Origin of the sequence: Acidovorax sp. Root267 (assembly GCF_001429215.1) — a bacterium.
In the GTDB taxonomy this organism is placed as follows: Bacteria; Pseudomonadota; Gammaproteobacteria; order Burkholderiales; family Burkholderiaceae_C; genus Acidovorax; species Acidovorax radicis.
In genome coordinates this window covers 299,538-322,732 of sequence record NZ_LMJC01000022.1, presented here as the reverse complement: position 1 = coordinate 322,732, position 23,195 = coordinate 299,538, and the positions used below count along the sequence as shown (strand labels likewise).

The window sequence follows — 23,195 nt, the reverse complement described above, 5'->3', positions numbered from 1 at the left end:
TCTGCTGACTCACTGTGAGTCCAAGAGCGTGCAGCGTGTGTGGACTGTCCGTCGTGGTGGGGGGCCGCGCCGCGCGGTGGCCCTGGGCGCCGTTGGATGCTTGTTGCCAGGTAGCTTCCGGATTTGTTGCACTTTTTTGGTGCATTTTCTGTCGCAGAACTGACAGCAAAATGTCCAATGTGCCGCTAGGCTCCCCCATCGTTCTTTTCTCGGGGCATCCCATACCATGAGCCGTCGTCACTTTCTCTTGCGTGCCACCCAGGCCGTTGCTGCCACCGGTCTGCCTGCCTGGGCCCACACTGCCGTGGCGGCCGAAGAGGCGTTGACCGCTCGGACCATCAACCTGGGTTGCTCCATCGCACTGACCGGGCCCCTGGGCCAGGCAGGCATCGAGCAGGTGGCGGGCATGAAGGCCGCGTTCGCCGAGGTCAATGCCGCTGGTGGTGTGCACGGCCGCGAGATCCGCATGGACCCCAAGGACGACGGCTACGTGGCCAGCCGCACCCTCAAGAACGTGACCGACATGGTGGAGGCCCAATCTGTGTTCGCGCTGATCTCGCCGCTGGGCACGGCCAACACCGCGGCCATCCTGCCTCTGATTGAATCCAAGGGCATTCCCACCGTGGGGCCGGTGACTGGCGCCACCTCGCTGCGTGCGCCCGAGAACCGGCATGTGTTCTTCCTGCGGCCGACCTACCGCGAAGAGACGCAGCGCCTGGTCAAGCAGATCGTGGACATGGGCCTCAAGCGCATTGCCGTGGTGTACCTGGACAACCCGTTTGGCAAGGAAGTGCTCAAGGACATGTCCCGCGCGCTGGACGAGATCAAGGTCGAGCGCGGCGGCGAGTTTGCACTGGCCGTGGATGGCAAGAACGGCGCTGAACTGGCCGACAAGGTGGCCGCCGAGCGCCCGGGCGCCGTGCTGCTGGCCACCACGGGCACGGCCAACACCACCTTCGTGCAGGCTTTTCGCGCCAAGGCGCAGGGCGTGCCGCTGGCGGGCCTGTCGGTCACGGTGATCTCTTCCGAGCTGCCCAAGCTGGCCGCGTCCACGCGTGGCCTGGCACTGGTGCAGGTGTTCCCGGATGCCAACTCCCAGAAATCGGTGGTGGTGCGCAGGTTCCAGAGCACCCTGAAAGCCACGGGCGCGAACGTGGCGTTCATGAACAGCGGCAGCGCGCTCGAAGGCTGGCTCAACGGCCAGATCATGATCGAGGGCCTCAAGAACGCAGGCAAGGACCTCACGCGCGACCGCTTGCGCGCAGGCCTGGCCAGCATCCGGTCGCTGTCGTTTGGCGACTTCAACGTGGGCTTTGGCAACAAGGCGCCCTACATCGGCTCGGATGCGATCTACCTGGCCGTGTACGCGGAAAACGGGCGCCGGATCAGCTGAGCGGGTTGTCTGAGTGTGCTGCTGGGCAGGAGCGCAAGCGCCTGGCCAGCCTTCGGCGCTGCCAACGCCTTCCCCGTCATCCCGGTTGTCCGGAGCTAGCTGCTTGTCGCAAAGCTGGTAAGTATCGGTTTCCGACGGGCGGTATCAGCCCAGGCTCTCCACATCAACGCCAATCACCAGCTGCGCTTTGAAGAACGCCTGCGTATGGGGCAGTCTCATGTGCAGATCCAGCGCATCCTGGCTGGAGAACGTCTCGATCAGCACAAATGCATCGGGATTCGACAGCGCCTGAAAGAATGTGAACTCAAGACAACCGACCTCCGTGCGGGTGTGGGTTTCCAGTGTCTGCAGCGCCTCGCGCAAAGCGACGGCGTGCTGCGGTTTTCCAGTGATGCGGGCGAGTTTCCTGATCACGGGAACAGTGGAAATTTCAGGGTTGTGTGTCATGGCAGGGCGTCAAGATTAAGGAATGGGCAGGGTCAGGTTCGCAACGATGCGACGCACCCAGGGTGCTACGACGAGGGCGGTGGGAAAAGCCACTGGCCAGGTGGACAGAAAGTTTTTTAGCCATACCGCCGCGAATCCTGGATGAAAGCCTTCGTTCAGAAACAACAGCAGGCCCGACACGACGGACACCATGATGGTGGACAGCAGGCCTCCAAAGATGACCGGAGCGTAGCGAGGGTGGAATTTCATTCAATGCACCTTGTGGATTCAAAACATGCGTCTCAAGCGCACCGTCCACAAAGTATTTGCTCATTCGCCTGCAGTGGGTAGAAGATAAAATCGACCTAGCTTCATTCGAAAATGGAATGACCATGGACGTTTTTCGCAGCATGCAGATCATGGTGCGCGCCATCGAGTTGGGAAATCTGTCAGCAGCTGCGCGTGAGTTGGGCGTTACCCAGCCTACAGTCAGCAAGATCATTGCGGCATTGGAACGCGACCTCGCGGTGCGGCTGATCGAGAGAACCACCACGAAATTCACGCCCACCGAGGCGGGCCTGCGTTTCTACGAGCGCGCCAAACAGATCCTCGAAGAGTACGCCGATGCCCGCGCCGACGCCTGCGGGTTGAGCGCTCAGGTGGCAGGCCTGTTGCGGGTCAACGCGCCGCTTGGGCTGGGAGAAATGCACCTCCACCGGATAGCGCAATGCTTCGTTCGCCTGCACCCCAAAGTCGAAGTTGAGTTGGTCCTCAATGACCGCTTCGTCGACCTGGTGGAAGAGGGGGTCGATCTGGCCATCCGCCTCGGTGGCGCACTGCCGGCGAGTGCCGTTGCGCGGGATCTGGCGACATCGGAGCGCTTCTTCGTTGCATCACCCGACTACCTGGCGCAGCACGGCGCGATTGAGCATATCGACGACCTGCAAAGGCACGAGTTCATCCGCTTTGCCTGGTTGGAGTCTGGCGCGACCGTGGAAGTAGCCGGTCCTGACGGGTCGCGCCACGTCGCATTGAGAGGGCGGTATTCGATCAACAGTGCCTTGTCGATTCGCCAGTCCGTGTGCGACGACTGGGGCATAGCGATGACTCCAGCCTGGCTGGTGCAAGACCTGCTGGATGACGGCAAGCTGGTACGCATACTGCCGCGCTGGCAGGCGGCGGCCCAGACGCTGCGTCTTGTGTATCCCTCGCGGCGATACCAACCCATGCGTGCAAGAGCCTTCATGGACTACCTGGAAAGCGAAATCGGGGCCGTGCCAGGGCTCACCACCTCGCGGCCCCGCTGCTGATCATTTCACGACACGGCGGGTGGGCGCCACCGCGGGCAAAAACCATGGGCCATGTCCGAAAATGGGGGCTGCGCTCAATATGGGGCTGCGCTCAATGTCAATGCCCCCGGCCGTGCTGAGCGTTTCATACCCATCCCACCGCCCCCAGCACAGCCCCCGCCCCCAGCATCCACAGCAGGTGCAGTTTGGTGCGCCATACCAGCACCACGGTCACGGCGGTCAGCAGCCACAGGGGCCAGTCGGTCGTCCACTCGCCGTGGGCGCGGGCCAGCACCCACGACGTGGCCAGCAGCAGGCCGATGACCACCGGCGCCATGCCCTGCTTGAAGGCGCGCACGCCGCGCCGCTCGCGGTTGCGGTGGCCCCAGCGGGTGGCGGTCCAGGTGAGCAGGCTGCTGGGCAGCATCACGCCCAGCATGCACACCGCCATGCCCAAAGCGCCCAGCAGCCAGCCGGCCAGGCCGGGGCCGCCTGCGTTGATGCCCACGTTCCAGCCCAGCAAGGCAATGAACAGCACGTTGGGGCCGGGTGCGGCCTGGGCGATGGCGATCGACGCGTTGAACTGCGGGTCGGTCAGCCAGGCCTGGCGCTCGACCAGGAAGCGGTGCATGTCGGGCGCGGTGGCGATGGCGCCGCCCACGGCCAGCAGCGACAGCGACATGTAGTACAGGAACAGGTTGAGCCAGTCGCCCGCGCTCAGGGCCAGCAACGGCGTGGTGAGGGTGGTGGCAGCGTTCATGGCGCGAGCTTTCTCCAGGTCAGCAGGCAGGCCGCACCACCGATCACCGGCAGGATCCATAGCAGCGGCAGCCTCAGCCACGCCATGGCCACGATGGTCAGCGCCGCAAACGCCACACACAGCGGGCGGCCCAGGGGGTGGTTCCTGATCGAGACAAACAGCTTGATGCCCACCCCGGCGATCAGCCCCGCTGCCACGGCGCCCATGCCGCGCAGCGCACCGGCCACGGCCGGGTGGCTGGAGAACTCGGCGTAGACCACGGCCAGGGCCAGCACCAGGACCAACGGAAACGTCAGCATGCCCGCCAGCGCCGCGAACGCGCCGCGCAGGCCAAAGTAGCGGTCGCCGATCATGATGCTGAGGTTGACCACGTTGGGCCCGGGCATGATCTGCGCCACGGCCCAGTCCTCGACGAACTCCTCGTTCGTCATCCAGCACTTTTTTTCCACCAGCTCACGCTGCACCACGGCCAGCACGCCGCCAAAACCTTGCAGGGCCAGCCAGGTGAAGGACCAGAACAGGTCGGCCGGGTTGTGGGGCTGGGGCCGGTGTGGGGATTCGGGGGGCGGGGAGGGCAGATCGGAGGCATTGGCCATGGCGAAATTAGGTAAAAATGGCCGCTAGCGCTTATCTGGCAAGCGCTAGCAGCTATTAAATCAGGAGTTTTTGAGGTGCGCGGCCGGTGGTGCGGCGCATCCGCGCCATGTTACGCGGGCCACGCGGCCTGCGCAGGGTTGCGGGCCTCGCATTGCAGCAAGGCGGGGCCGGTGATTGGCGTCAGCGCCGAGGGGCGCGTGTCGTTATGCTGCGTGTCGGCGCAGCTCGGCGCTTGCGGCCGCTGCCACCTTTTATCGACCTCCCAAAGGATTTCCCGCCATGAAACTCATCCGCTATGGCCAGCCCGGCGCAGAGCGCCCCGGGCTGATCGATGCCACCGGCACGCTGCGCGACCTGTCGATGCTCCTGCCCGACCTGGGCCCGGCCCAGCTCAACCCGCGCACCCTGTCTGCGCTGGCCGCGCTGGATGCGAGCCGCCTGCCGGCCGTCTACGGCACGCCGCGACTGGGCAGCCCGGTGGGGGGCGTGGGCAAGATCGTGTGTGTGGGGCTCAACTACGCCGACCACGCCAAAGAGGCGGGTATGCAGCCGCCCGCCGAGCCCGTGTTGTTCATGAAGGCCGTGACGGCGCTCAGCGGCCCCAATGACGACGTGCGCATTCCGCCCGGTGCCACCAAGACCGACTGGGAGGTGGAGCTGGGCATCGTCATCGGCACCCGCGCGCGCCAGGTGGCCGAGGCCGATGCGCTGCAGCATGTGGCGGGCTATGTGCTGGCCAACGATGTGTCCGAACGCGCCTGGCAGATCGAGCGCGGCGGCCAGTGGGACAAGGGCAAGGGCTACGACACCTTTGCGCCCCTTGGCCCCTGGCTGGTGACGGCCGATGAGGTGCCCGACCCGCACGCCATCGACCTGTGGCTGGAAGTGAACGGCCAGCGTGTGCAGAACGGCAGCACCCGCAACTTCATCTTTGGCGTGCCCACCGTGGTGTCCTACATCAGCCAGTTCATGACGCTGGAGCCGGGCGACGTGGTCCTGACCGGCACGCCCGCTGGCGTCGGGCTGGGGCAAAAGCCCACACCCTGGTTCCTCAAGCCCGGCGACGTGATGCGTCTGGGCGCCACGGGCCTGGGTGAGCAGGTGCAAAAGTGCGTGGGGGGATGAGGCGCCACCATCCGGCAACGCCCGGCAACGGCGCCAGCAGCGCCTGAACAGGCTCTGGATGGGCCGCGCTTATTTGCCCAGCTTGCCGATCAGCAGGTGGTCCTTGGTGCGCCAGCCGGCCTGCTCCGGGGTGCTCACCTTGAAGAGCTTCAGGTCTGCCTGGCTGGAGTGCTTGACGCGGTAGACCTTGAAGCTGGCCTGGTTGGCATAGGCCACAAAGAACCAGATGGCATCACCACTGGCCTGCGTGGCGTAGGCCACCTCGTGCCAGCACAGGTCGGCCTGGCTCTCGTGCGCGACCTCGCACACGCGGGCGTCGGCCTGGTTCTCGTATTTCACTTCCAGGATCTTGGCCATGGGCGTCCTTTTTGGCGGTCGTTCGGGGAAGGGGGTTTTCGGGGCGAGGTATTCACCCCGAAACCTGCGGTCCTACCGGCCAAGGGTACCCAGACTTTGGGCGCGCCAGCCCCGGGTTGCCCTGTAGAGATGTAAGATTTTTCATAAAAACAGGGCCTGGCGCTGGATGGCAAAGCGCTGGCAGCTATTAATTTTGAAGTAAATAGGGTGGCGACGGAGCCACGCCTTGAAGAGGGTTCAGAAGTTCATGGGATGCCAAGGGACACGACAAAAACGTTGCCCCGATTGGCGACATCCGCTGACAGCCCGGGGGGCGGCACCCCGGCAGTGGTGGGCGCGGGTGGCGCGCACAGTGGCCGGATGCGAATGCCACCCTTCCCACCTTCAGTCCGTGTTCCATGACCGCTGAACTGCTTCCCGCCCTGGGCTTTGTGCTGGTCGGCCTGCTGCTGGTCGTGATGACGCTGACCAGCTCCTTCATCGCGCGCGTGCCGCTCAGCTCTGCCATCCTGTACCTGGCGGTAGGCGTGGGCATTGGCCCTTGGGGGCTGGGCCTGCTGGTGCTGGACCCGGTGGGCGATGCCCCGCTGCTGGAGCGGCTGACCGAGATCGCCGTGCTCATCTCGCTGTTTACCGTGGGCCTGAAGCTGGAGCTGCCGCTGCGGGACCGGCGCTGGCGCATTCCGCTGCAGCTGGCTACCGTGTCGATGCTGATCACCGTGGGCGCCATCACCGCCGTGGGCGTGTGGCTGCTGCACCTGCCGCTGGGCGCTGCCGTGCTGCTGGGGGCCATCCTGGCACCCACCGATCCGGTGCTCGCGTCCGATGTGCAGGTGTCAGACCCGCAAGACCGCGACCGCCTGCGTTTTGGCCTGACGGGCGAAGGCGGCCTGAACGACGGGGCGGCGTTTCCGCTGGTGATGCTGGGCCTGGGGTTGATGTCGCTGCACGACCTGGGGGAGAGTGGCTGGCGCTGGTGGGCGGTTGACGTGCTCTGGGCCGTGGTGGGCGGCCTGGGGATCGGCTACGCGCTGGGTGTGGCGGTGGGACGGGCCATTCTGTACCTGCGCATCCGCCACCGCGAGGCACTGGGCCCGGACGAGTTCATGGTGCTGGGGCTCATCGCGCTGGCCTATGGCGTGGCCTTGTTGTGCCACACCTACGGCTTCCTGGCCGTGTTTGCTGCCGGGCTGGCGCTGCGGCGCGCGGCGGCGGAGCCAGTGGTATCCGTGGCATCGCCTGCTCAAGGCGACAACACCGATGGCGCAACCCCCCTGGCCGCACAGGCGCCGGGCCACATGATGGAATCGGTCGAGCGCTTCAACGCCCAGCTGGAACGCCTGGCCGAAGTGACCGTGGTGCTGGTGGTGGGCGCGCTGCTCTCGGTGGTGGACTTTGGTGCCGAGGTGCTGTGGTTTGTGCCCGTGCTGCTGCTCGTCATCCGCCCGTTCGCCGTGTATATGGGGCTGGTGGGCGCCAAGGTAGAGCGCTCGCAGCGCCGCCTCATCGCCTGGTTTGGCATCCGGGGCATTGGCTCCATCTACTACCTCATGTACGCCATCACGCACGACCTGCACCCGGTGATTGCGCAGCGCCTGCTGGCGATCACGCTGGCGGTGGTGGTGGCGTCGGTGCTGCTGCACGGGGTGTCGGTGACGCCGCTGATGCGGCGCTACGAGACGCGCCGAAAGGCCAAGGCACAGTGGCCACGGTGAGTTAGCAAGCCAGGTTCAATCGAAAATGACCGCTAGCGCTTTATCTGTATGGTTTTATTGCTATGAGTTTTGTGGTTGTTGGGGGCGGTGCACCCCCTCTCGCCGCACCTCAGAGGCTGAGAGTTTTTTAGCCGAGCCCGAAAGGCGCGCGAAAACGCCTCGGATCTAGGCGCAAAGCACAGCCATAGCTTGGGCTATGGCGAGCATTTGCAACGACGAGCCGGGGCGTTTTCGCGTACAAGGCGGGCATGGATAAAAGACTCTCAGCCTCTCAGACCCAGATGTCGTGGCAGGGCACGTGGGCCGGTGACAGGTTGATGTACTGCACCAGCCGGGGCCGTGTGCCCCGGTTGGGGCTGGGTCCATGGGGCAGGGCCTGGTGCCAGATCACCAGGTCACCCGCGCCTGCGCCGACGGGTGTGGCGCCCAGCGCATGCAGGTCTTGCTGGCGTGGGTCGGCAGCAGAGGGCAGGTGGGCCAGCCAGTCGCCCGCCCGGCGGTGAAAGCCCGGCACCAGGGTGAGGGCGCCTTGTTCGGGCGGCGTGTCCGTCAGGTACAGGATGCCCTGGGTGGCAAAGGGGATGGGCTGGTGCAGGCTCACATCCCAGTGCATACCCTGGCCCCCGTAGGGGTGGCCGGGGCGCTCCGGCGGGTTGAAGCCGCAGCGGTCGGTGCTACGCCACAGGTCTGCCGTGCCCCACAGCTGCGCAAATGCCTTGTGAATGCGCAGGGAGCGCCGGTTGGCCTCGAACGCCGGGTGCTGGAACAGCTGCACCATGGTGTTGCGCGGGGCGTGGGCATACCACGACGCCACATCTGCAGGGTCAGCGCGCACGGCCTGCCACACCGCCTGCTCAGCGGCGGCGCTGTGTTCTGGCGTGGCGGCGTTGCGCACCACCACGTAGCCATGCTCGTCCCAATGCGCCAGGTCGTCCGCATCCAGCACGGGTTCCATCGCATCGATCCGGGCCTGCAACTGCAGCGCCGCTTCAGGGGGCGGCCCGCCATCCACAAGCGCTTGAATCCTCGCCACGGTGGCGGCATTGGGCGCGCCCGCCGTGCGCACGATCCAGTCCTCGAAGGCGGCGAACTCCGGGGCCTCGCGCAGCACGTGGTGCATGGTCTGCTCCAGCCCCACGCCCAGCGCAGCCAGCACGATCTGCGTGCGGTGGGCTTCTCCCTGGGCGCCCTCGAACACCACGCCCTGGCGCGCGGCCATCCAGCGTGACCAGCAGCGTTTGAGGTGTGGCACCTGCAGGGCGCCCCTCTCCGCATCGGGCGGCAAGGAGCCAGAAGCAGGTGGCGTGGTGGCTGGCGGGATGTGGGGAAGCATGGGTGCAACGAATCCAAAAACTGGTCGGGGTCAAAAGGTGCGGCCCGGGCCGAACCCTGCCCGCAGGCCTGCCGATTTTGCAGGGTGGCCCGCCATCACCGGGCCAAGGCAACGCCGCCTGCAAGCCGCTGCGCCACCACGTTGCGCACAGACTCCGGGGCGTTCTCCAGCAGGCTCGGCCAGTCTTCTTTGGCACGCGCCACCGTATCGCGCAACAAGGCCAGGTGCCGGGGCACGCGCAGCAGTCCGGCGGATTTCATCAGGCCCTCCATGTCATCCCAGGTCAGCGTCCGCAGCGTTTTGTCGATGGCGCGGTTCACCGCGTACTGGTGGTCGGGCACACCATCAAAAAACGCGGCCACACACACCGGGTCGTATACCGGCGCCAGCTGGGGCACGCGCCCGTCGGGGTACACCAGGGCCCAGTTCTTGAGGTGCGCATCGGTGTTGCCCATCAGGATGAAGGCCACCATGCGCGCCAGGAACTCGCGCGTGTCCAGCACCGGCTGGCGGCTCAGGCGGTTGAGCACGCGCAGCATGGTGGCCCAGTCTTGCAGAGCGCCCTTGCCGTATTTCTGCCGGGGGGTGTAGCCCAGCACCTGGTTGAACTCTTCCATGTGCACGCGGGCGCCGCCGGGCAGGTGGTCAAAACGCTGCACGGCCAAAATTTCGTTGAAGGGCAGGGTGTCGGGCAGGTCCGCCTCGGCGCGGGTGATGACGCGCACGTCAGCACAGTGCAGGCCGAGCGCCTGGCATAGCTGGTAGCCCGTGTACTCGTTGGCTACCAGGTCGGGGTGGGCGGTGGTGGGCAGCTTCAAAATCACGCTGCCCGCTGCGCCCCGGCGGTGCACCGTGTAGCGGCGGCCGTCCTGCACTGCGCTGAACTTGGTGACCACGCCGGGCAGGGACGCCGCGTCTTCCACCGGGAATTCGACAAACCCCGGCTCCAGCACATCCAGCCCCTGGGTGGTGTGCCAGTGCCGCACCACGTCCGGGATGCCGTCTTGCGCGGGCACGGGCTCCACCTCCAGCGCGCCCATCAGGTCGTGCCCTGCGGCGGCCAGCAGCTCGAACTCGTCATCGGGGCTGCAGCCGCGTTCGCGCGCCAGGCGGTCGCGGTTGTGGCCTTCGGGCAGCAGGTTCTGGAAGTACACGGGCCAGCGCCCATCGGTGCGCACCAGCCGCGCATCGCGTGCTGATGCCAGGATCTGCTGCGTGGCTGCCTCGTCCGCGCCCTGGTAGCTGAGCGACAGGGTGGGGCGCTGCGGGTTGCGGATATAGCTCTCGTCAAACGACACGCGCAGGATGTCGCCGTATTGCGAGAGGTAGCCAATGGCCTCACGGCGGCTTGCTGTCGTACTTGAATCGCCCGGCGCGCCGTCTGCCTGCGCAGGCCGGTGCAGGTACAGGCGCAGGTAGCGGATGGAGGTGCTCATGGGGTGCGGGCCGGAAGGATGTGCGGGGTGCCGCTACGGTCAGCGGCGCAGGCCGTCCACAACCGAGGGCGGTGCATCCACACCCTCCGGTTGGCCCAGAAACTTGCCCCCCGACTGGATGAATGCCTCCAGGCTGGGCCGCAGGCTGCTGGGCACTGCAATGATGTCCATGCCCAGCACGCGGGCCATCTCGGCCAGGGTGGAATAGCGCGGGTCCAGGTCGCCGCCTTCGGTGCGCTGCACCGTCATGCGGCTGAGGCCAGCGCTCTCGGCGAGCTGGGCCTGGGTCATCTGGTGGGCCTTGCGGGCGGCGGCGAGGGTGGGGACAAGATCAGTAGACATGATGCTATTTATACTCTTTTTATTAAATAAGAGTATTTTAATAATCAAAATTCCATGCTGAATGCGCTCTTGGCTTTTGAGAAACCACGTGAGCGAAGGGGAAGGCTGTGGTCCTTTCGCCTTGGGAATCGACAGAGCGGGGAGGCTCCCCTCGTTGCGTCACGGTCAGTGCTCGACGGCCCTGTGTCATGTGCGCCGACCCATCCCGCAGGGAGCGTTGAACCGTGCATTTGGCTGCCAGTGCCTGCTGCTTTGGCAAAGCCTGCGAGCGTGCTGCATCAGCCAGGCGGTGACTACGGAGTTACGCAGCCACGTAGTGGGGATACCGTGCCCGGATGTCGGCCACATGGCCCAGGGTGCCCGAGAGGTGCACACGCAGCGCTGCCTGCGCGGCGTCGGGATCGTGTGCGGCCAGGGCCTCCACGATCGCGCGGTGGTCGCGCACCACCCGCGCCGCTTTGCCCGGTGACGGTAGATCGAGCCGGCGCAGCCGGTCCAGGTGGCCACTGCGCTGGCGCACCAGTTCGTACAGATCCGGCACCCCGGCGGCGTCGTACATCAGGCGGTGGAACGCTTGGTCCGACGCGATGAAGTCTTCGGTATCGGCCGTTGCCAAGGCCGCCTGCAGATCCACCTGGGCGGAGAGTTTGGCGCGCAGCACGGCGTCGTTGGCCAAGGCTAGCGTGCGAACCACTTCCAGTTCGATGGCGCAGCGCAGGAAGTGCGCCTGAGTGGCCGATGCGATGTCGATGCGGCTGACCAAGGTAGCGTGCTGGGGATAGATGTCCACCAGGCCTTCCTCGCTCAGTTTGATCAGGGCGTCACGCACGGGAGTCTGGCTCAGCGCAAAACGTTCGGCCAATTCGGCCCGCGACAGCGGCGTTCCCGGTGCCAGTTCCAGAGAGAGGATGACCTCGCGCAGCCATTCAAAGACCTGAGGGGCTGCTTGGCGGGTCCGGTCGAACTTGTGGAATGTTTTCATGGGGATAAGAGCCGATGCGAGATTTTAGAGGGAGGCAAAATTGACGCACTAATACATTAGTGCTTTAATGCGCCGATAAAACCACATCCCTATGGAGACAAACCATGCACCGTGTCACCCGTCGCCTGACCCTGCTTGCTGCCTGCAGCGCCCTTAGCCTGGCCGCCATCGGCGCGCAGGCTGCCGACTGGCCTACCGCCAAGCCCATCACCTGGGTGGTTCCTTTCGCTGCGGGGGGCTCCACCGATGTGGTGGCCCGTGTGGTGGGGCAAGAGCTGTCGCTGGCCTTGAAGCAGTCGGTGGTGGTCGACAATCGCCCCGGCGCGGGCGGCGTGATCGGCGTTCAGTCCGTCGCCAAGTCGCCCGCCGACGGCTACACCCTCATTGGCGGAACGATCAGCACCCATGCCATCAATGCCGGGCTGTACAAGAAGCTGCCGTATGACCCGGTGAAAGACTTTGAGCCGATCACCTTGATTGCCTATGTGCCCAATGTGCTGATGGTCAACAGCGACCTGGGCGTGAACTCGGTGCAAGAGCTGGTGGCCTGGATCAAGAAGAACCCTGACAAGGCCTCCTATGCGTCGTCCGGTGCGGGCACCTCCACCCACTTGACCGGTGCGCAGATGGCCGAGTTGATCAAGGTGCCCATGCAGCACATCGCCTACAAGGGCAGTCCGCAGGCGTTGCAGGACGTGGCCGCTGGCAACGTGCCATTTCTGTTTGACCAACTCACCGCCGGCATGCCGTTGGTAAAAGCCGGCAAGCTGAAGTTTTTGGCCGTCACCACCAAGGCGCGCTCGCCGCTGGCACCGGACGTGCCCACCACCGCAGAGGCGGGTTTCCCCGGCCTGGATCTGGTGTCCTGGCAGGCCGTGTACGCGCCCAAGGGCACCCCCAAGGACGTGATCACCCGGCTGAACACCGCGATCATCAAGGCGCTGAACGCCCCCGAACTTAAGAACAAGCTGGAGACCCAGTTCGGTATGCAGGTCGTGGGCGGCACTCCCGCCGAGCTGGCCGCCGTCACCCAAAAAGATGTCACCCGCCTGGGCGACCTCGTCCAGAAAGTCGGCGCCACCGTCGATTGATGGCTCGCCCCAGGCTGCGCGGACTGCGCCGGTTGCCCAGTAACCCGGCCGCACAGCACAACCGATTGTGCGGGCGCTTCAAAGCTGCCGCTCCACGGCTTTTTTGATCGAACCACCCAGCCCTGTTGAAAGAACACGTTTTCATGGCACGCGACACCACTATCACCAGCGTTTTGGTCACGCCCATCGCTTTTCGCGACGGTCCGTTGCTCAACGCAGCCGGTATCCACGAACCCTGGGCGTTGCGCGCCATCGTCGAGATCGAAACCAGCGACGGCCGGGTTGGCATCTCCGAGACCTATGGCGATGAACCGATGCTCCAGATCCTGGCGCAGGCCACGCCGCTGCTGATCGGCCTGTCGCCCTTCGCCCTCAACACAATGGAAGAGCGCGTGCGCGCCACTGTCAAGGCGGTGCCCGGCGCCATCGAGTTTGAGCTGGCGCCGGGCTCCCACGCCATCAAGAACGTACCCAAAGTGATCAGCACCTTCGAGGTCGGCATGCTCGATCTGCAGGGGCAGATTGTTGGTGCGCCGGTGGTGGACCTGCTGGGCGGCAAGGTGCGCGATGCCGTTCCGTACAGCGCCTACCTGTTCTTCAAGTACGCCGAACACATCGACACGCCGTATGCCCCCGACGCCTGGGGCGAAGGCATCAGCCCCGCGCAGATCGTGGCGCAGGCGCAGCGCATGATCGACTTGTATGGCTTTCAGAGCATCAAACTCAAGGGCGGCGTGTTCGAGCCCGCGCACGAGGTGGCCTGCATGCAGGCCCTGGCCAAGGCCTTCCCCGGCGTGCCGCTGCGGCTGGACCCGAACGCCAACTGGTCGCTGGCGGCCAGCATCGCTGCCGCCCCGGCACTGGACGACATCCTGGAGTACTACGAAGACCCCACGCCGGGCCTTGCAGGCATGGCCGAACTCGCGAAACACACCAAGCTGCCGCTGGCGACCAACATGGTCATCACCACCATGGAGGATTTTCGCAAGGGCTGCGAAATGGGTTCGGTGAAAGTGCTGCTGTCCGACCACCACTACTGGGGCGGCCTGCGCGCCACCCAGACGCTGGCGCGCATGTGCCGGCTGTGGGGGCTGGGCATGTCGATGCACTCCAACTCCCACTTGGGCATCAGCCTGATGGCCATGACCCATGTGGCAGCGAGCGTCCCCAACCTGACCTACGCCTGTGACACCCACTATCCCTGGCAAGAGGAAGAAGTCGTCAAGGGCGGGCGCATCCGTTTCAACAAAGGCTCGGTGGTGGTGCCGACGACCCCCGGCCTGGGCGTGGAACTGGACCGTGGCGCCATGGCCATATTGCACGAGCAGTACAAGACCTGTGGCGTGCGCAACCGTGACGACTTGACGCAAATGCGCAAGTACGACCCGTCCTTCAGCGGAAAGACCCCGAGGTTTTGAACCTGTGCAGTGGCGGCGTACCTGTTTTTTTGAAAAGAAAATGCTATCAAAAATGTAGCTGATAGCGCTTTTGAATCGAGCGATAGAGGTCAAAAAACTCAAAATTCTGTGCGCTGGGCATGGCTTGCTCTGTCGCACGTCACCGCACCGCACTTGGCGGTCCGTAGGTTGGGTTAGCCCGCAGGGCGTAACCCGACAGCTCGCATAGGCCCAAAGCGTCGGGTTACGCTTCGCTAACCCGACCTACTTGGCTCCGGAGAACCATTCACATGTTGCGCATCCATATCACCGGCGCGTCAGGCTCCGGCACCTCCACATTGGCTGTGGCCCTTGCTGCCGTGCTGGGCGGGGTGCATCTTGAAGCCGATGACTATTACTGGCTGCCCACGTCACCGCCGTTCACCACCAAGCGCGATCGCTCCGAACGCCTGTCTCTGCTTCTGAACGATCTTCGCGCCAGCAATGTGGCTGTGCTGGCCGGATCTGTGGCCGAGTGGGGGCGCGATCTGGAGGATTGCTTCGATCTCATCGTCTTCCTTTGTCTGGATACCCCGACGCGCGTTGCGCGCCTTCAGCGCCGGGAGACGGAGCGCTTCGGCCATGTGAACCCCGCATTTCTGGAGTGGGCGGCTCAGTACGATGAGGGCTTGTTGCCGGGCAGAAGCCTGGCAAGGCAACGGGCCTGGCTGGGGGCGCGAAGCTGTCCTGTTATCGAGCTGCGCTCAGACGCTTCGGTGGAGGAACTGGTGACGACGGTGGTGCAGGCACTTCCTCGCAGGTCACTCCCTGACGACAGCCTGCGTTGAAAAAAGGCCACGGGAAGAAAGCAATCATTCGGTGGGTGCGGGCAGCGTCTGGCTTCGTTGCTGGCAAAACCGCTGCGCCTCATCCCCCAACCATTCCCGCACCATTTCCATCACCGGGCTGGGGTGTGCGGTGGTCACAAACGAATACGCCGCCCGCGACAACACGCTGTGCCCCAGCAGCGGCACCAAACGCCCCGCCTTCACGTCCTGCAGCACCAGCGCGGCGCGGCCCATGGCAATGCCTTGGCCGGCCAGGGCGGCGCCCAGGGCCAGTTGCGACAGGTTGAACTGCTGCCCGCCTGCCCAGGGCGGCGGTGTGGCGCCCACCTGGGCAAACCAGTGTTGCCATTCTTCATACGTGTCGGCGCCGTCCCAGGCGCTGCCATCGTGCAGCAGCCAGTCGCCGTGCAGGTCTTGCGGCTGGGTGATGGGCGGGTGGCGGGCCAGGAATTCGGGGCTGGCCACGGGGATGAGCCATTCGTCCAGAAACACGGTGGCGTTCAGGTCGCGGTAGCCGCCCAGGTCAAAGCGCACGGCGGCCTCGATGCCATCGCGCACCATGCGGGTGCGGTCTAGCGTGTGGAATTCGCCAAACACGCGCAGGCCGGTGTGCGGGTGCTGGCGAAAGAAGTCGCCCAGGCGGGGCGTGAGCCAGCTCATGGCGAAGGAGGGTGAGCAGCTCAAGGTGGCGGTGGCGGCCTCGGGCGGCTGGCGCATCTGGGCCAGGGTGCTTTCTATGGCGTCGAAGCTCTCGCGCAGCACCACAGCCAGCCATTTGCCCTCGGGCGTGGGCACCAGGGCGCGTGGGGTGCGCAAGAACAGCGGGCGGCGCAGCCAGTCTTCGAGCTGCTTGACCTGCTGGCTGACGGCGCCCTGGGTGATGCAAAGCTCGGCCGCCGCCTTGGTAAAGCTGCCGTGGCGGGCCGCTGCATCAAAACTGCGCAGCCAGGCCAGCAGGGAGGGGGAGAGGCGAATGTCCATTATTAATACTAATGCTGCGCTCACTATAAATGGCTTGTGACAGTGGCATGACCGGCGAAGAATGCAGGCAAGACTTCAACGAACTGAATGAATCTGTATGACGCCTGCTGAACGAACGCCTGCTATGGATGCGATGCTGGCCAACCATCTGCGCAATGCCCAGCCCGCGCTGTGGACCAACCCGGCCCGGCAGGCGCATCCCCCGGCGGCGTTGCAGGCACTGGGGCGCAGCATTAGTCTGGATGATACGCAGGCCGCTGCCGCCCGGCTGGCCCGGTTTGCCGGGTTGCTGGCGGACGTGTTTCCCGAGCTGGCGGCCACCGGGGGCGTGGTGGAGTCGCCCCTGTTGCCCGCCGCCGCACTGCAACCCGCGCTGGGTGTGGCCGAGGGGCAGGGACGCTTGTTCATCAAGGCCGACCACAGCCTGCCCGTAGCGGGCTCCATCAAGGCCCGGGGTGGCATGCACGAGGTGCTGGAGTTTGCCGAGCGGCTGGCGCTGGAGCACGGGCTGGTGTTGCCCGGTGGCGACTACCGCGCGCTGGCCACCCCGGCGGCGCGCGAGGTGCTGGGCCGTTACCAAGTGGCGGTGGGCTCCACGGGCAACCTGGGGATGAGCATCGGCGTCGTGGCATCGGCCCTGGGCTTTCAGGCCACGGTGCACATGTCGGCCGATGCCAAGGAGTGGAAGAAAGACCGCCTGCGCCAGCGTGGTGTGCAGGTGGTGGAACACACGGGCGACTACGAACGCGCCGTGGCCGCAGGCCGTGCCGAGGCGGCCAGCAACCCGCTGTGCCACTTTGTGGACGACGAGCAATCGTTCTCGCTGCTGCTGGGCTACAGCGCAGCCGCGCTGCACCTGCAAAAGCAGCTGGCGGCGCAGGGTGTGGCGGTGGATGCCGAGCACCCGCTCATCGTGTACCTGCCTTGCGGGGTGGGCGGCGCGCCAGCGGGCATCACGTTTGGCCTACGGCAGTTGCTGGGGCCGCATGTGCATTGCTTTTTTGCAGAGCCAGTGCAGTCGCCGTGTTTTCTGGTGCAGATGCTGGCCGATTCAACGCAGGGGGTGGGCGATCATCCGTCGGTGTACGACTGGGGCCTGACCAACCGCACCGAGGCGGATGGCCTGGCCGTGCCGCGTGCGTCGCTGCTCGCGGCCGAGCTGATGCAGCCGCTGCTGTCGGGTGTGTTCACCGTGAGCGATGACACCTTGTTTGCGCAGCTGGTGCTGGTGCTGGATGCCCTGGGCGAGCGCATCGAGCCCTCGGCTGCGGCAGGCTTCAGCGGCCCGGCCATGCTGACGGGCACCCCGGCTGGGCAGGCCTGGCTGCGCAGCACCGGCGTGGATGCGGTGCTGCACAACACCACCCACTTGGTGTGGACCACGGGCGGCCTGCTGGTGCCCGATGCGCAGTACCAGGGCTTTGTGCAGCGCGGGCGGGCCGTGCTCGCGGCGCAAGGCTGATTGTTGTCATTCCCCGATTTGTCTATCCCCCAACCTTTGTCACCTTTGGAGATAACCCCATGAACCGCAAGCAACTGCTTTTGTCGTCCGCCGTAATGTGTGCTCTGGGGGCCGCTGCGTGGGCCCCTGCCATGGCGCAAGAGGCGGCTTTCCCCAGCAAGCCCATCACGCTGGTGATTCCGTTCCCGCCCGGTGGCGCCACCGACGTGCTGGGCCGCCTCATTGGCAAGAAGCTCGGCGACAAGCTGGGCCAGAGCGTGGTCATCGACAACCGCGCGGGGGCAGGCACCACCATTGGCGCGGCGTATGTGGCCAAGGCCGCGCCGGACGGCTACACGCTGCTGATGAGTTCGGGCACCACCTTCACCGTGAACCCCGCCGTGCGCGCCAAGCTGCCGTACGACCCGGTCAAGAGTTTTGAGCCCATCGGCATTGCAGGGCGAACCAGCCTGATCCTGTTGGCCAACAAGGACGTGCCGGTCAGCGACGTGAAGCAGTTTGTGGCCATGGTGAAGGCAGCGCCCGACAAGTATTCGTACGGCTCGTATGGCGCGGGCACCACGTCGCAGTTTGCGGGAGAGATGTTCTTCCACGCGGCGGGTCTCAAGATCCAGCATGTGCCCTACAAAGGCAGCTCGCCCGCCATGGTGGACCTGATGGGTGGGCAGATTCCGTTCACGGTCGACACCGTGTCGGCCGCGCTGCCACAGCTCAAGGACGGCAAGATCAAGGCCATTGCCGTGACAGCGGGCAAGCGTTCGGCCCTGCTGCCCAAGGTGCCCACCCTGGCCGAAAGTGGCTACCCCGGCGTGGAGATGGACACCTGGCTGGCCATGATGGCGCCACGCGGATTGCCGCCAGCGGTGAAGGCGCGGCTGGAGCTGACGCTGGCGCAGGTGGTGGCAGACCCCGAAACCCGCGACAAACTGATCGCCGTGGGGTTTGAACCCACCTATGCTTCCGCCAAGGCCGTGAGCGAGCTGATCGACAAGGAACTGCCGTTGATGCGCGCCGTCGCGCAGCGTGCGGCCATCACGGCAGACTGATCGATTCCCACAAGGCCAGCAAGAAAAAGGAGACAAATTCGACATGACGACTGCACCTAGCACCCTGGTCGAGCTGACTACCAACGAACTGCGCCACCGCATCGCTACGCGCGAAATTTCTCCGGTGGAACTGCTGGATGCCTGCATTGAACGCATTGAGGCCGTCAATCCATATGTGAACGCCATCACCGCCACTTGCTACGACCGCGCCCGCACCGAGGCCAAGGCGGCCGAGCAGGCGGTGCAACGCGGCGAGCCCCTGGGCTTGCTGCATGGCCTGCCGCTGGGCGTGAAGGACCTCGAAGCCACGGCCGGGCTGCTGACCAGCTATGGCTCGGAGATCTACCGCAGCAACATACCGGCGGAGGACAACGTGCTGGTGGCACGCCTGCGCGCGGCGGGTGCCATCGTGGCGGGCAAGACCAACATCCCCGAGATGGGGGCGGGCGCCAATTCGCGCAACACGGTGTGGGGCGCCACGGGCAACCCGTTCAACCCCAATCTGAATGCCGGAGGCTCGTCGGGCGGCTCGGCCGCTGCGCTGGCGTGCGACATGCTGCCGGTGTGCACGGGGTCGGACACGGGTGGATCGTTGCGCATCCCGGCATCCATTTGCGGGGTGGTGGGCTTCCGGCCATCGCCCGGTGTGGTGCCCAGCTCACGCAAGCTGCTGGGCTGGACCCCGATTTCGGTGGTGGGCCCCATGGGCCGCACGGTGGAAGAAGCCTGCCTGCAACTGGCCGCCACTGCGGGCATGTCGGCGGGCGACCCGCTGAGCTACCCGCTGGACCCGATGAGCTTCTTGCTGCCCGACACGGTAGACCTGAGCCGCCTGCGCGTGGCATACACCGAGGACTTTGGCGCCTGCGCGGTGGACAACGGCATCCGCGCCGTGTTCCGCCAGAAGGTGCAGGCCATGAAGCACCTGTTTGCGCGTTGCGACGCCATCGACATCGACCTGGGCGACGTGCATCGCTGCTTTGACGTGCTGCGCGCCGAAGCCTTTGTGGCCAGCACGCGCGAAGCCTATGAGCGCGACCCTGCCAGTCTGGGCCCCAACACCCGCGCCAACTACGAAATGGGCGCTGCGATGACCCTGCTGGACAGCGCCTGGGCGCAGGCCGAGCAGACGCGCATCCTGGCGCGCTTCCAGAAGCTGTACGAGAACTACGACGTGATCCTGGCGCCCACCACGCCCGTATCGCCCTTTGCCTGGACCCAGCTGTTTGCCAGCCACATCAACGGCGAGCCGCAGGCCAACTACTACCGCTGGCTGGCGCTGACCTATGTGACCACGCTCACTACCCACCCGGCGCTGAGCCTGCCGTGTGGGCTGGACGATGCGGGCATGCCGTTTGGCCTGCAGATCGTGGGGCGCTTTCGCGCCGACCGCCACACGCTGGGCGTGGGCCATGCGATGGAGCAAGCTTTCAAAGGCATTGCCGGGCTGGCCCGCCCACGGCCTGACCTGGCCAAATTGATGCAAACACACGCCGAGCCCGCGCTGACCTCCATCGTCACCGGTGCTCCGGATCCACGTGATGCCCGCAGCCTGCCGCGCGATGACCGGGCGGCGTCGGCGGTGCAAGTGTCAGCGGTGTAAATCGAGCCAGGAGACAAACCATGCAATCAGTGGACACCATCGTCATTGGCGCGGGCATTGCGGGGGCCTCGGTGGCGTGGCAGCTTGTGCAAGAGAGCGTTGGGGGTGAGGCCTCCAGCGTGCTGTTGCTGGAGCGCGAATCGCAACCCGGCTACCACACCACCGGCCGTTCGGCAGCGTTGTACATGGCCACCTACGGTACCCCGAACATCCAGGCGCTGACGCGGGCGAGCCGTGCGTTTTACGACGCCCCGCCGCCCGAATTTGGCGCCGACCCCATCCTCTCGCCCCGTGGCGTGGTCTATGTGGCCGGGCCTGACCAGCTCGACCTGCTGAAACAGGCCTATGCAGAAGCCCATGCCATCTCCCCCAACGTGGAATGGGTGGAACAGGGCGCATTGCTGGCCCAGCTACCGTGCCTGAAACCCGAGGCCGTGGCCGCAGGCATGAGCGAGCCCGAAGCCTCTGACATCGACGTGCACGCGCTGCACCAAGGCTATCTGCGCGGCCTGCGCCAGCGCGGCGGCCAGGTGCTGGCGAATGCCGAGGTCACGGCCCTGCAGCGTGAGGGCGACGGCTGGTTGGTGACGCTGGCCGATGGCCGGGTGCTGCAAGCCACAACCATCGTGAACGCCGCAGGCGCCTGGGCCGACGTGGTGGCGGGCCTGGCAGGCGTGCCACCCATTGGCCTGGAGCCGCGCCGCCGCACCGCCTTCACGTTTGCCGTGCCCGAGGGCATGGACGCCACCCACTGGCCCGCCGTGATTGGCATTGACGAGAGTTTTTACTTCAAGCCCGATGCGGGCCAGCTGCTGGGCTCGCCCGCCAACGCCGACCCGACACATCCGCACGACGTGGTGCCGGAAGAGCTGGACGTGGCCACGGGCATTTATCACATTGAGGAAAAAACGATCTTCCAGATCCGCCGCCCCTCCCATACCTGGGCAGGCCTGCGTTCGTTTGTGCCCGACGGGGACATGGTGATCGGCTGGGACAATCACGTGCACGGTTTCTTCTGGCTGGCCGGGCAGGGCGGGTATGGGATTCAAAGCGCGGCGGGTGCCTCGCTGCTGGCCCGCCAGCTATTGCGCCGCGAGCCGTTGGCCGAGGAGCTGGTGCGCGAGGGTGTGGTGCTGGAAGGGCTCTCGCCTGCGCGTTTGCGTTGATCTACCTGCGCAAACGGAGGATGCTTGGGGCCTTGAAGAAAAGGCGCTCAGGCGAAAGTGTTGACGTTGGTGCCCAGGGTCCCGCTGGTGGCCAGGCCGGGCTGGGGCATGGATTGCTGCATGGCGTCGATCATGGTGGCGGCAGATACGGCCTGCATGTCGAGCGCCTTTTTGAGCACCACCATGTTCAGGGCATCCGACGTCTTGGCACTGGCCAGCGCGGTGGCGGTGTTGACGATGCTGTTGGCAAGGGCGACGTCCATGGTGATTCCTTGGGGTGGTGGATTGGTATCGGCAGTTTGGGTACCGGGCTTGAGGGGTGTTACATCTTGGGGCCGTCGCAGTAACTCTTACTCCAGTGCCGCCACACCAATGGCTGTACACGCAGCCAAATCAGACTCGCGCCCCTCGGGCAATTGCCGCGCTGTATCCCGCAGCGCGGTGCGCAAGCCTTCTTCCAGCGTGGGGTGGTAGAACGGCATCCCCAGGAGGTCGTGCACGGTAAGTTTTTGCTGGATGGCCAGCGCGAGCAGGTGGGCCATGTGTTCACCTTGCGGGGCGCACATTTCGGCGCCCAGCAGGCGGCCGGTGGCCTGGTCTGCGTGGATGCAGATGCGTCCGTGGTTCTGCTGCGATGTGCGGGCGCGGCCCTGGTTGTCAAAGCTGGTGGTGCCAGTGACTGTGTGGGCGGGGTCCAGGTCGGCAAAGCGCTGGCCCACGGTGGCGATGTTGGGGTCGCAGAACACAATGCCCAGCGGGGTGCGGCGCCGAAAGCGAGTGGGGGTGGGGGCCAGGGCGTTCATGCCTGCAATGTGGCCCTCGTCGGCAGCCTCGTGCAGCAGGGGCGCGCGGGTGGTGGCGTCTCCCGCCAGAAACACGGGAAGGTTGCCGATCTGCTGGGTTTGTGGGTCTACGGAGGGCATGCCGCGTTTGTCCAGTGGCACGCCCAGAGTGTCCAGGCCCAGGTGCTCGATATTGGGCACCCGGCCCATGGCGGCGATGACCTGGTCCACCACAACGCGGTGGGGGCCGCTGCTCACTTCGATGCCGCCGGGCACTTCGCGCAGTTGTGCTTTGGCGCCCATGTGCAGCACCATTTCTTGCTTGAGCAGCGCCGTCAATTCGGCGTTGAGGGCGGGGTTGCCCAGGCCCGCCAGGGTGTGGCTGGTGGTGAAGGCGGCCACCTGCAATCCCAGCCGGGCCAGCGCCTGGGAGATCTCTACGCCGATGGGGCCCATGCCGATCACGGCAATGCGAGGGCCGAGGCTGGGTTGCTCGAACAGGGTGTCGGTGGTGAGCATGCGGTCGCCGAATGCCAGCCATTCTTCTGGCACGCTGGGGCGTGACCCGGTGGCGATGATGATGCTGCGGGTGGGGTAGGCGGTGCCGTCGATGTCCACGGAATTGGGCCCCAGGAGGCTTGCGCGGCCTGCAATGCGGGCGCTCCCCAGGTCGTCGGTGGCCTTGATGGCGCCGGCCACAAAGTTGTCGCGCAGGGCACGCACACGCTGCAGCACGGCGGGCAGGTCGGCCGTCAAGGCGTTGGAGCCCCGCAGGCCGAATTCTTCAAAGGCGTGGCGCAGGTGAAAGGCGTTGGCCGCCTCGATCAGCGCCTTGGAGGGCATGCAGCCCACGCGCGCGCAGGTGGTGCCCCAGGGGCCTTCGTTGACGATGAGGTAGCGGTCCGTGCGTTTGCGCACTTCGCGCAGGGCGGCCAAGCCTGCAGTGCCTGCGCCAATGATGATGGTGTCGAGCGGTTGGCTCATGGGGGTTCTCCTTGGAAGCCCGGTAAAACTCTGAGTGTGGCGGCCTGTCGGCGGAGTGCTTGTAGGCGCAAAGGCATTTGTTCTGGACGCTGCCCCGGGTC

The 23,195-nt window shown here is 65.6% G+C and carries 23 protein-coding genes; 11 read left to right on the top strand and 12 right to left on the bottom strand.

Annotated elements, in window-relative coordinates; all coding sequences use genetic code 11:
• Window positions 1-226 precede the first annotated feature (226 nt).
• Window positions 227-1,393 (top strand): ABC transporter substrate-binding protein, encoded by a 1,167-nt coding sequence (locus ASE39_RS15440; RefSeq protein ID WP_029412962.1) that lies wholly within the window; start codon window positions 227-229, stop codon window positions 1,391-1,393.
• A gap of 144 nt (window positions 1,394-1,537) precedes the next feature.
• Here the strand turns inward: ASE39_RS15440 and ASE39_RS15435 are convergent, their stop codons facing one another.
• Entirely contained in the window at window positions 1,538-1,840 is a 303-nt protein-coding gene (locus ASE39_RS15435) for a putative quinol monooxygenase (protein WP_082615464.1), read from the bottom strand.
• Window positions 1,841-1,855: 15 nt separating this feature from the next.
• A complete protein-coding gene (locus tag ASE39_RS15430; RefSeq protein WP_010458512.1) occupies window positions 1,856-2,089 on the bottom strand; it encodes a DUF2798 domain-containing protein in 234 nt (77 codons plus the stop codon).
• 122 nt (window positions 2,090-2,211) lie between these two features.
• Between ASE39_RS15430 and ASE39_RS15425 the strand changes: the two genes are divergently transcribed.
• Entirely contained in the window at window positions 2,212-3,129 is a 918-nt protein-coding gene (locus tag ASE39_RS15425; RefSeq protein ID WP_057271851.1) for a LysR family transcriptional regulator, read from the top strand.
• 124 nt (window positions 3,130-3,253) lie between these two features.
• On the opposite strand, the gene ASE39_RS15420 is transcribed toward ASE39_RS15425, so the two are convergent.
• Both ASE39_RS15420 and ASE39_RS15415 read right to left on the bottom strand, forming a co-directional pair.
• Window positions 3,254-3,868 carry a chromate transporter gene (locus ASE39_RS15420; RefSeq protein WP_057271725.1) on the bottom strand — a complete coding sequence of 205 codons (615 nt, stop codon included), beginning with the start codon at window positions 3,866-3,868 and terminating at the stop codon, window positions 3,254-3,256.
• Window positions 3,865-4,464 (bottom strand): chromate transporter, encoded by a 600-nt coding sequence (locus ASE39_RS15415; RefSeq protein WP_057271724.1) that lies wholly within the window; start codon window positions 4,462-4,464, stop codon window positions 3,865-3,867. The genes ASE39_RS15420 and ASE39_RS15415 overlap by 4 nt, the downstream gene beginning before the upstream one ends.
• A gap of 280 nt (window positions 4,465-4,744) precedes the next feature.
• Here ASE39_RS15415 and ASE39_RS15410 point away from each other — a divergent pair, with 280 nt between their 5' ends.
• Window positions 4,745-5,590 (top strand): fumarylacetoacetate hydrolase family protein, encoded by an 846-nt coding sequence (locus ASE39_RS15410; RefSeq protein ID WP_057224205.1) that lies wholly within the window; start codon window positions 4,745-4,747, stop codon window positions 5,588-5,590.
• 69 nt (window positions 5,591-5,659) lie between these two features.
• Here the strand turns inward: ASE39_RS15410 and ASE39_RS15405 are convergent, their stop codons facing one another.
• Window positions 5,660-5,947, bottom strand: a complete 288-nt coding sequence (locus tag ASE39_RS15405) for a DUF6150 family protein (protein ID WP_010458504.1) — start codon at window positions 5,945-5,947, stop codon at window positions 5,660-5,662.
• A gap of 398 nt (window positions 5,948-6,345) precedes the next feature.
• Here ASE39_RS15405 and ASE39_RS15400 point away from each other — a divergent pair, with 398 nt between their 5' ends.
• The gene (locus ASE39_RS15400; protein ID WP_057271723.1) at window positions 6,346-7,662 is read left to right on the top strand and encodes a sodium:proton antiporter; all 1,317 of its coding nucleotides are present in this window, start codon (window positions 6,346-6,348) and stop codon (window positions 7,660-7,662) included.
• Window positions 7,663-7,933: 271 nt separating this feature from the next.
• Here ASE39_RS15400 and ASE39_RS15395 read toward each other — a convergent pair whose 3' ends face one another.
• The 4 genes from ASE39_RS15395 to ASE39_RS15380 all read right to left on the bottom strand — a co-directional run bounded on the left by ASE39_RS15395 (window position 7,934) and on the right by ASE39_RS15380 (window position 11,755).
• Window positions 7,934-8,995, bottom strand: coding sequence for a phytanoyl-CoA dioxygenase family protein (locus ASE39_RS15395; RefSeq protein ID WP_242421460.1), 1,062 nt, complete (start codon window positions 8,993-8,995; stop codon window positions 7,934-7,936).
• Between the two features lie 95 nt (window positions 8,996-9,090).
• Window positions 9,091-10,431: a HipA domain-containing protein gene (locus ASE39_RS15390; protein ID WP_057271722.1), complete on the bottom strand. Its 1,341-nt coding sequence runs from the start codon at window positions 10,429-10,431 to the stop codon at window positions 9,091-9,093.
• Window positions 10,432-10,470: 39 nt separating this feature from the next.
• Complete coding sequence (locus ASE39_RS15385) at window positions 10,471-10,773, bottom strand: helix-turn-helix transcriptional regulator (RefSeq protein WP_057271721.1); 303 nt, start codon at window positions 10,771-10,773, stop codon at window positions 10,471-10,473.
• Between the two features lie 301 nt (window positions 10,774-11,074).
• A complete protein-coding gene (locus ASE39_RS15380) occupies window positions 11,075-11,755 on the bottom strand; it encodes a GntR family transcriptional regulator (RefSeq protein WP_057271720.1) in 681 nt (226 codons plus the stop codon).
• A gap of 104 nt (window positions 11,756-11,859) precedes the next feature.
• On the opposite strand from ASE39_RS15380, the gene ASE39_RS15375 reads away from it, so the two are divergent.
• The 3 genes from ASE39_RS15375 (at window position 11,860) to ASE39_RS15365 (ending at window position 15,070) form a co-directional block, all read left to right on the top strand.
• Entirely contained in the window at window positions 11,860-12,846 is a 987-nt protein-coding gene (locus tag ASE39_RS15375) for a tripartite tricarboxylate transporter substrate binding protein (protein WP_057271719.1), read from the top strand.
• A 143-nt stretch (window positions 12,847-12,989) separates the two neighbouring features.
• Window positions 12,990-14,264, top strand: coding sequence for a glucarate dehydratase family protein (locus ASE39_RS15370; RefSeq protein WP_057271849.1), 1,275 nt, complete (start codon window positions 12,990-12,992; stop codon window positions 14,262-14,264).
• A gap of 269 nt (window positions 14,265-14,533) precedes the next feature.
• The gene (locus tag ASE39_RS15365) at window positions 14,534-15,070 is read left to right on the top strand and encodes a hypothetical protein (protein WP_057271718.1); all 537 of its coding nucleotides are present in this window, start codon (window positions 14,534-14,536) and stop codon (window positions 15,068-15,070) included.
• Window positions 15,071-15,094: 24 nt separating this feature from the next.
• Here the strand turns inward: ASE39_RS15365 and ASE39_RS15360 are convergent, their stop codons facing one another.
• The gene (locus tag ASE39_RS15360; protein ID WP_057271717.1) at window positions 15,095-16,051 is read right to left on the bottom strand and encodes a LysR substrate-binding domain-containing protein; all 957 of its coding nucleotides are present in this window, start codon (window positions 16,049-16,051) and stop codon (window positions 15,095-15,097) included.
• Between the two features lie 97 nt (window positions 16,052-16,148).
• Here ASE39_RS15360 and ASE39_RS15355 point away from each other — a divergent pair, with 97 nt between their 5' ends.
• The 4 genes from ASE39_RS15355 to ASE39_RS15340 are packed head-to-tail and all read left to right on the top strand — an operon-like array spanning window position 16,149 to window position 21,328.
• Entirely contained in the window at window positions 16,149-17,513 is a 1,365-nt protein-coding gene (locus ASE39_RS15355) for a D-serine ammonia-lyase (RefSeq protein WP_057271716.1), read from the top strand.
• 59 nt (window positions 17,514-17,572) lie between these two features.
• On the top strand, window positions 17,573-18,559 hold the full coding sequence (locus ASE39_RS15350; RefSeq protein ID WP_057271715.1) for a tripartite tricarboxylate transporter substrate binding protein: 987 nt from the start codon (window positions 17,573-17,575) through the stop codon (window positions 18,557-18,559).
• Between the two features lie 43 nt (window positions 18,560-18,602).
• Window positions 18,603-20,162 carry an amidase family protein gene (locus ASE39_RS15345; protein WP_057271714.1) on the top strand — a complete coding sequence of 520 codons (1,560 nt, stop codon included), beginning with the start codon at window positions 18,603-18,605 and terminating at the stop codon, window positions 20,160-20,162.
• A 20-nt stretch (window positions 20,163-20,182) separates the two neighbouring features.
• Window positions 20,183-21,328, top strand: coding sequence for an FAD-dependent oxidoreductase (locus tag ASE39_RS15340; RefSeq protein WP_057271713.1), 1,146 nt, complete (start codon window positions 20,183-20,185; stop codon window positions 21,326-21,328).
• Window positions 21,329-21,375: 47 nt separating this feature from the next.
• Here the strand turns inward: ASE39_RS15340 and ASE39_RS15335 are convergent, their stop codons facing one another.
• Window positions 21,376-21,591, bottom strand: a complete 216-nt coding sequence (locus tag ASE39_RS15335) for a YjfB family protein (protein WP_010458461.1) — start codon at window positions 21,589-21,591, stop codon at window positions 21,376-21,378.
• Between the two features lie 87 nt (window positions 21,592-21,678).
• Window positions 21,679-23,094, bottom strand: a complete 1,416-nt coding sequence (locus tag ASE39_RS15330; RefSeq protein ID WP_057271712.1) for a dihydrolipoyl dehydrogenase — start codon at window positions 23,092-23,094, stop codon at window positions 21,679-21,681.
• Window positions 23,095-23,195: the final 101 nt, after the last annotated feature.

Excerpts from the sequence above, each read along its gene's own strand:
- ASE39_RS15440 (WP_029412962.1), top strand. The coding sequence starts at position 227 with ATGAGCCGTCGTCACTTTCTCTTGCGTGCCACCCAGGCCGTTGCTGCC.
- ASE39_RS15435 (WP_082615464.1), bottom strand. The coding sequence starts at position 1,840 with ATGACACACAACCCTGAAATTTCCACTGTTCCCGTGATCAGGAAACTC.
- ASE39_RS15430 (WP_010458512.1), bottom strand. The coding sequence starts at position 2,089 with ATGAAATTCCACCCTCGCTACGCTCCGGTCATCTTTGGAGGCCTGCTG.
- ASE39_RS15425 (WP_057271851.1), top strand. The coding sequence starts at position 2,212 with ATGGACGTTTTTCGCAGCATGCAGATCATGGTGCGCGCCATCGAGTTG.
- ASE39_RS15420 (WP_057271725.1), bottom strand. The coding sequence starts at position 3,868 with ATGAACGCTGCCACCACCCTCACCACGCCGTTGCTGGCCCTGAGCGCG.
- ASE39_RS15415 (WP_057271724.1), bottom strand. The coding sequence starts at position 4,464 with ATGGCCAATGCCTCCGATCTGCCCTCCCCGCCCCCCGAATCCCCACAC.
- ASE39_RS15410 (WP_057224205.1), top strand. The coding sequence starts at position 4,745 with ATGAAACTCATCCGCTATGGCCAGCCCGGCGCAGAGCGCCCCGGGCTG.
- ASE39_RS15405 (WP_010458504.1), bottom strand. The coding sequence starts at position 5,947 with ATGGCCAAGATCCTGGAAGTGAAATACGAGAACCAGGCCGACGCCCGC.
- ASE39_RS15400 (WP_057271723.1), top strand. The coding sequence starts at position 6,346 with ATGACCGCTGAACTGCTTCCCGCCCTGGGCTTTGTGCTGGTCGGCCTG.
- ASE39_RS15395 (WP_242421460.1), bottom strand. The coding sequence starts at position 8,995 with ATGCTTCCCCACATCCCGCCAGCCACCACGCCACCTGCTTCTGGCTCC.
- ASE39_RS15390 (WP_057271722.1), bottom strand. The coding sequence starts at position 10,431 with ATGAGCACCTCCATCCGCTACCTGCGCCTGTACCTGCACCGGCCTGCG.
- ASE39_RS15385 (WP_057271721.1), bottom strand. The coding sequence starts at position 10,773 with ATGTCTACTGATCTTGTCCCCACCCTCGCCGCCGCCCGCAAGGCCCAC.
- ASE39_RS15380 (WP_057271720.1), bottom strand. The coding sequence starts at position 11,755 with ATGAAAACATTCCACAAGTTCGACCGGACCCGCCAAGCAGCCCCTCAG.
- ASE39_RS15375 (WP_057271719.1), top strand. The coding sequence starts at position 11,860 with ATGCACCGTGTCACCCGTCGCCTGACCCTGCTTGCTGCCTGCAGCGCC.
- ASE39_RS15370 (WP_057271849.1), top strand. The coding sequence starts at position 12,990 with ATGGCACGCGACACCACTATCACCAGCGTTTTGGTCACGCCCATCGCT.
- ASE39_RS15365 (WP_057271718.1), top strand. The coding sequence starts at position 14,534 with ATGTTGCGCATCCATATCACCGGCGCGTCAGGCTCCGGCACCTCCACA.
- ASE39_RS15360 (WP_057271717.1), bottom strand. The coding sequence starts at position 16,051 with ATGGACATTCGCCTCTCCCCCTCCCTGCTGGCCTGGCTGCGCAGTTTT.
- ASE39_RS15355 (WP_057271716.1), top strand. The coding sequence starts at position 16,149 with ATGACGCCTGCTGAACGAACGCCTGCTATGGATGCGATGCTGGCCAAC.
- ASE39_RS15350 (WP_057271715.1), top strand. The coding sequence starts at position 17,573 with ATGAACCGCAAGCAACTGCTTTTGTCGTCCGCCGTAATGTGTGCTCTG.
- ASE39_RS15345 (WP_057271714.1), top strand. The coding sequence starts at position 18,603 with ATGACGACTGCACCTAGCACCCTGGTCGAGCTGACTACCAACGAACTG.
- ASE39_RS15340 (WP_057271713.1), top strand. The coding sequence starts at position 20,183 with ATGCAATCAGTGGACACCATCGTCATTGGCGCGGGCATTGCGGGGGCC.
- ASE39_RS15335 (WP_010458461.1), bottom strand. The coding sequence starts at position 21,591 with ATGGACGTCGCCCTTGCCAACAGCATCGTCAACACCGCCACCGCGCTG.
- ASE39_RS15330 (WP_057271712.1), bottom strand. The coding sequence starts at position 23,094 with ATGAGCCAACCGCTCGACACCATCATCATTGGCGCAGGCACTGCAGGC.